5 protein-coding genes are annotated in these 6,729 nt (G+C 43.5%); 1 reads left to right on the top strand and 4 read right to left on the bottom strand.

Features of this window, described 5'->3' with window-relative positions:
• The coding region (locus tag V4C51_RS09955; RefSeq protein WP_330926007.1) for a class I adenylate-forming enzyme family protein at nt 1–1,189 on the top strand (1,189 nt) is incomplete at its 5' end.
• Between the two features lie 226 nt (nt 1,190–1,415).
• Here V4C51_RS09955 and V4C51_RS09950 read toward each other — a convergent pair.
• The 4 genes from V4C51_RS09950 to V4C51_RS09935 all read right to left on the bottom strand — a co-directional run bounded on the left by V4C51_RS09950 (nt 1,416) and on the right by V4C51_RS09935 (nt 6,056).
• Entirely contained in the window at nt 1,416–2,669 is a 1,254-nt protein-coding gene (locus tag V4C51_RS09950) for a hypothetical protein (RefSeq protein WP_330926006.1), read from the bottom strand.
• Nucleotides 2,639–4,447: an IBR domain-containing protein gene (locus tag V4C51_RS09945; protein WP_330926005.1), complete on the bottom strand. Its 1,809-nt coding sequence runs from the start codon at nt 4,445–4,447 to the stop codon at nt 2,639–2,641. Before V4C51_RS09945 ends, V4C51_RS09950 begins: the two co-directional genes overlap by 31 nt.
• Nucleotides 4,448–4,919: 472 nt before the next feature.
• The gene (locus tag V4C51_RS09940; RefSeq protein ID WP_330926004.1) at nt 4,920–5,207 is read right to left on the bottom strand and encodes a hypothetical protein; all 288 of its coding nucleotides are present in this window, start codon (nt 5,205–5,207) and stop codon (nt 4,920–4,922) included.
• A gap of 246 nt (nt 5,208–5,453) precedes the next feature.
• Nucleotides 5,454–6,056: a YqiA/YcfP family alpha/beta fold hydrolase gene (locus V4C51_RS09935; protein WP_330926003.1), complete on the bottom strand. Its 603-nt coding sequence runs from the start codon at nt 6,054–6,056 to the stop codon at nt 5,454–5,456.
• Nucleotides 6,057–6,729: the final 673 nt, after the last annotated feature.

Genomic DNA, 6,729 nt, shown 5'->3' with positions numbered 1-6,729 from the left:
CGAAAGCATAAGTCCGACAGACTCCTTAGCTCTGGTTATCATGACGAGGCCATACATGTCATTCCTTTCAAGTATTGTCGGTCATTCCGCTGAAAGGGTAGCACTCTCCGACCAAAAAGGGTTGCATACATACGGCGAAATTGTGCTCAGGGCCCGACACCTGGCAGCTACCTTTAAAGACCATGGGCTGATGGCTGAAGAACCCGTGGCCTATCTAGCCGATAAAAGTGCCCATGCTGTCGTTGCCATGCTGGGCATTTGGTTTGCCGGAGCTATTGCTGTACCACTGAGTCTTCAATGTACAACTGATAGTATACTGAATCAGCTGAAAACCCTGGGCTGTCGTTTTGCTGTACTACCCTATCCACCAGTAGATGAAGCGCTGGTTCGGGACACATTCTCTCAACTGCAATGGCTATCCGCAGAGCAAAAGCATAGCAAACCAGCCCCTTTAAAAGTCTCAAATAACAACCCAAATGCCCTTATCGCCTTCACCGCTGTCACATCCCTGCCGATTATTATTACGTTCAGTGCCCTGGCTGCACGCGCAAAAATATTAGCGCAAACCTGGTCGCTGATGCCTGGAGATCTTGTTTTTCACCTGCTGCCAATGGCCAGTGCGCGGGGGGTTGTCGGCGTATTATCCAGTATGGTTGCCGGGGGTATTTGTCGGCTACAGCCCCACCACCAATCATTGAATGACGCACTGGCCAATGAGCCTTCTGAGTTAATATTGCTCGATGCCGTTGATTACGGTCAGTTTATCGAGGTGTTGGAACCCTCCTCTGGCAGCATGCTCCATAAGCGCCACGCAACACTGGTGATTGTCAGTACCGCACTGACCATTGACTGCCTGAAAGATCACTGGTGCCAATTACCAGGTATAACACAGCAGTGGGTGTATTCCCTCCCGGAAGGGGGCATCCTGCTATCAATGGATATTTCCAGGCACTACCCATCCAGCTTTACCGGTCACCCTCTCACAGGGGTGAACGTGCGAATAGTAGATGCTGACGGCAAGGCTTCTGATTCCGAAAGAGGCTTCCTTGAGGTGCGAAGCCCGCAGTTGTTTACAACCTACTTCCATCAAGGGGAGGCAACCACCAGAACACTGAACCATGGCTGGTTAAAAACCCACCTGTCGTGTGAAATCAACGCCGCAGGGGATGTGGTGATCCCAATTCCGTGATACCTGGTTTCTATTAACTTAACCTAGGAGGCTGACCGAGAATAGACTGCCCTACTGCGACTGCGATAAATTGGTCTAAAAATTCCTGCTTCTTCATCAAATAGTCCCGCTATTCTCCTCAGAAACAGAAATTTTTATCCTCAATTTCTCGCGATCCTCCCTAAGGCGCTATTCTCGGTCAGGCTCCTAGAGCAGAAAAAGCACAGGTTTTACGGACGAGGTATATTTACCAATATTGAAGGTGGAAGTGCCTTAAATCTTCTCTGTTTTTACGTGAGTCAAAAAATGCGGGTCTGACCTCGTAGCCTTTATCTTCTATATAGCAATAAAAAAAATATTCGGCGCGACCCAAATCTCCCACGAAGGCGTAGGAGCAAACGTTAACCCTGATGGCTTCGTCAATGCGTTCATCGTAAACCCGGGCATTTCTACAACAAAAAAAATTTTCTTGATAATCAGACGTGTCAAAATAACGTATTTTTTTTAGCTGATGCTCAATAATTTCATCTTCAAAAAAGGGTATGTGCACTTTGTAGCTCAGCGATGAACTGTAAACTTCTATTGATTTTATCCCTCTAAGATCTTTTATTGAGGCTGTTTCGACGAGTCCATCATGACTTTGTTCATGGTAGTAAATCGCCGGATCAGTGGGTGAAAAAGGCAAAAAAGGGACGTCTATCGAGAATTGTTCTGGTCTTTGTGAATCGTCAACTATCAGAGTTTTTTCTTGAAGATTCACCCTCAAAACAAATGACATAAAATCCGTTTCATTGTTTTCATACCCTTTGAATCCTGATAGTTCGTAAGCGGACGCGTGTCTGTCAGCATAACTCAATGCCGTTTGCAAATTTGACGACAGGTAAAGCCCGTTGCCATAGGAAGAGCCTCCTCTGACCGTAGAAATTTGCAGGTCTCTTTTTAAATGTAACAGGCGGGTTCGCTCTATTTCATAAACACCACCGCCTCTATAAAAATGTTTGCCTCTGGTCGTAGCGTTACCGTAGCCTGATCTCATCCGCAAATATATCTGTTTATCCTGTTCAACGTTATACTCTTCTAGTAGAGATAAAACATCATCCAATGTCATTTTACTTTCCACATACTCTATATCCTGACCACTGGGATGATCTCTGTATATTAAATGCCCTTTATTCCTGTTATGCTTAATGGCTATAATGGCAACCGAGCTAAACAGTATGTCTTTATTAAAATTACTGATAATGTCATCGTCATTTAATAGATGGTATTTTTCAGTGAGTAGCTTGTATAGCTTGTTATGATTTTCAGCCCCCGCGTTTGGGTATATTTCAGCTATTCTTTCCAGAATAGAATTGTTTGCCTGGCTGCGTGAATGTTCCCCATAGGCTCCTTCATCCGTCATCATGGCGAAGCCGTTGGGGGCATTTAATACAAAGAACATAAAAAGTAAAAATGATAAAAACTTGCTGCCTAGGGATACTTCACTGAACATGTTTCGCATAAATCAAGTTCACCTGTAAAAAATTGCTCACATATTGCACACCGGACAGTTCTTTGCCTTGTGTTGCCGTAAGCCTGTTGATTCCTCTGGTTAGCACTGAACTCGCCTGGAAACCCGTTCCTCGGCGCTTTCGGCACACGACTGAAAGAACTGGCTCCATCATCCCACCCTGCTCCTGGTGGCTGGATTGGTGGCGAAGTGCTTGAAGCGCCTCTTCTGCATAAAATACACACCGTTCTGTGATTTTCCAGCCGCATATCAATGACACATTCGGAACAGAATGAATGTTGACAATGCCAGTTGCGGGTAACAATGGGGAGGTATTCATTACATCTTTGGCAACGTATGGCATCAACGCTTGTGACTGCTCCAAGCCAATTATACCCAGAAGCTTGCTTTAATCCGTTAGCGTGAATGCCGCTGGTTGATGCATGGGTGGCACCAGGAAATGGAGTCTGTTTATGTCGCTCTGGTATGTTATCAACGCGCGTTTTGTTTTTTGGAATTGCACCAGCGATTGCTCCAGAGATTGTAGCGTTATTTTTATGCTTGCCTTCATTAAAACATTGCATACACATTCCTGATTCTCTTTGGTCTTCAGGCCTGTTATTTTGCTCGTGCCTTATGCAAATATCGCAGAAATAATGTCCGCAATTAAGCTCCCTGGCTTGTTCAGAACCACACCGTAAACAACGTTCATCGGTATGAGTCGCTGTTGGGCAATTTCTGGTCAAAGGGTTGACGCTTTTATCTTTCCATAGATCACATTTTTCATTGCCTTCAAAATGGGTACGATCTTGTATAATCGACAAACATAGCCAGCAAAAATTTTGTTTGCAATTCATGCAATGCATATCATTACAACCAAAGTCTTTGTAGATTGGCGTAGCGCATGAAGGGCAGTCTTTGTACTTGTCTTTTTCTGTTTCTCTGAGATCTTTAAAAAATTCTTCAGCGCCGTCTTTGGTTAGGCTGCGTTGGTAGTCTTTGCAGGAAAGGGCTATATGAAAAGGTAAAACGTTACAAAATACACATTGTGTTTTCTTGCATAACGGGCAAATAAACTCGCCTCGACACGGCCCTTCCAGATTGAAAGCCCCTTCGCATAAAGGGTTTTGGCAGAGGTAGATATCTTTATTTAATCGGGCTGCTATTTTCATAATGTTATTGTTCAACTGCTTCATTCCCTCTACGCCTAAAACCACTTCTACGAGTACCTCAGGAAAAATAGCACTGCAGCCTGGGCATGGTAGGCCGGATTCAGTGTATTGACTGATGTCATTCACTGCCTGTAATGCGTATTTTTTAATACAGTTTCCGCAATATTGGTCACCACAACCCTCTTTTTTTTGCAGAACCTTTATATTATCATCCAGGCAAATGATGCATGAGCCAATGTTAAACTGAAATATCTTATCGAATCTTAACAATACATCATAGGTGCGTTGAACCATATCCAGAAGTTCGGAATAATCCCGGTAGAAAAAACCATTACACATTAGATAGTCCATTAATTCTTCATTTTCTATTTGTAATGGGTTATTTTTTAATGATTGTGCTTCATCTTTAAGTATTGTTAGCCATTTAACAAAGTCAATTTCTTTAGCTATTTCCCTATATTGGGGTATATCTACCATCGTTGCAGGGTGACGGAGGCTGGTCTCGACCCTGTCGGTTTTGTATGTCTTATATAGTGGAGTATCCGTAAGATGCCTTGCTTCGGACTCTGAATGCGCCTTTATGAGTATTGATTTTACCATTGTGATAAGTGCTAACATACAGATATATTTTTTGTTTTCCTGGTCACATGGATAAAGCGGAATGTGGGCATGATAAAATTGCGGATGAACAAAACACTCAAATCTGCCACAGGATGATTCTTGATGAAGTGGATCAGAGTAGATTTGCCCCTCTACATTCCGTATAGAACAGTGAGATTTCTCACTGCCAGGTGGGACTGAGTGGGCGAATTCTACACAAAAGAAAATACTCAAAAATAATACTAGCGCCTGCTGCCAATACTTATTATCAAAATAGCGTATTAAAAACCATAACGGCTGATATTTTTTTCTTATTAAGAATAAACTAAAAGCCGCTCTGGAAACCATGCTCAACATCGATAACCTCAAAAAATTTCACTGCCCTGATTTAAACATCACTTATTGTAGTGCAAGATAAAGCCAATTTTTGCAATTCTTCTTCAAGATAAGTTGATACTTTGTTTTTAGCGAAAAATAGTTTAAGTATTCTCTACTCAATAAGAAACCATGGTTTCTTATCAGCCTGAGAAAAAATGGGTTTTATAACCTCTTCTGCCTTGGGTAAATTGAAGTTGAGGTTGAGGTTGAGGTTGAGGTTGAGGTTGAGGTTGAGGTTGAGGTTGAGGTTGAGGTTGAAGTTAATAAGTGTGATTTCTCTATCAGCAGGTTGTACAACCCGGTGAACTTCATCTTTTACTGTGTCAGGGTTTAACCATTGCAGAGCTTGATACCCTCCCCGTTCTAAAGAGGGTGTCGCAAAAATGATATAGATAGGCAACCACCCCCCCACTTTTATCACCCTTGCAAAGTCGGGATTCCATGACTAGGAGCCTGTCGGACTTATGCTTTCGAGCATAAAATTCAGTAGGGCGAGTCAGAATTTTCGATCAATTTGTGTGAATAGTTGACCTGTTTAAGCAAATTGATCGGAAATTCTGGCCGCGCTTTCTCACACTTTCTCGCGCTTTCTCGCGCTTTCTGGATTTCAGGCCGAAATTGTCTTAAGTCCGACAGGCTCCCAGGACTACCCCAGAAAACTAAACACATCAGGCAAAAAACGGTCAAAATTGTCAAATGCATGGCTGCCACCGTCGTCGATGATATAATGTGCACCTGTGTAACGGGCCAACGATTGCGCATAATTCAGCGTTTCATCACCCGTCTGGACCATCAACAGAATATCTTCCGGCTTTTTCAAATGATCAACAACCATGCTGTTTAATTGACTGGCATGGGCCTCAGTGAGTTCCCACTTCTCACCCGTATAGGTATTCTCCTGTGGCCCCACATACTGCTCGAAAAGATCAAGTGGCTTCACCGCGGGGTTGATAGCCACCAGTGGATGACGCCTGTCAGGAAAAGCCTCCTGTAGTTGTGCCTGAAGCCAGGTACCAAAGAAGCCACCCAGAGAACTCCCAATAATATGGATAGGGCGCTGGTCTGCTACGTTTAGAATATTCTCCTGCAACAAGGCTTTCACCTCATCAGGCCAGGTAGGCAATAAAGGAATCCAGGTTTCAACAGCTATTTGTTGACTATCGATATAAAACTGCAAAAATTGCGCTTTCTGTGTCTGGGGAGCACTGTTTAAACCATGAAGATAAACAAGTAGTGGCGTATTGTTCATTATTAATCCTGAATAACTCAAGTTACGCATTGAGCTGATTTTTCGACGTGATAGTCATTATCCTCAATTAGCAGTTGACCGCTTTTAACTCAATGAGAACCCTACTCCCCATGGGAAAATGGCGTTCAACTGCTCAAGCGAGAATTATGAATCAAAATCTCTAAGAACTGTACTGTGACTATCTGCCGCCTTCTTTCAGCAAAACTAAAGCCGCTGACCAATCTGAGCGACTGGTCATTTAGAAGCAGTCTTAAAAGTCTGCCCGTAGCGAGGACCGCGAGAAATGGCGGATAAAAAGTCGCTTTTGTGAGGAGAATAGCTGGACTATTTGACGAACAAAAGCGACTTTTTAGACCCATTTATCGTAGCCGCAGTAGGAGCATGACTTTTAACACTGGTTCTTAGTATAGCCATTGCCCGATAACCCTGCCGCTGCTTTCAGGCAATGTTTTTTCCATCGCGCCCCTTTGATCTTGCTTCCAAGGGTATAAGGCAGAACTTGTCTATCGGGTGCGGCAGTTTTGGAATGCTTTCTCTATCCACACGGGAGACGATAAAAAACAATAAAGACGTTTATGCTAAAGCCCTGACAACCTGCCACTACCAGTGGCTAGGAGCCTGTCGGACTTAAGGCAATTTGGGCCTGAAATCCAGAAAGAGCGGCCATATTTTC

The organism is Candidatus Sororendozoicomonas aggregata (genome assembly GCF_031528575.1).
GTDB lineage: Bacteria > Pseudomonadota > Gammaproteobacteria > Pseudomonadales > Endozoicomonadaceae > Endonucleibacter > Endonucleibacter aggregata.
This window is presented reverse-complemented; position numbering and strand designations above follow the sequence as displayed.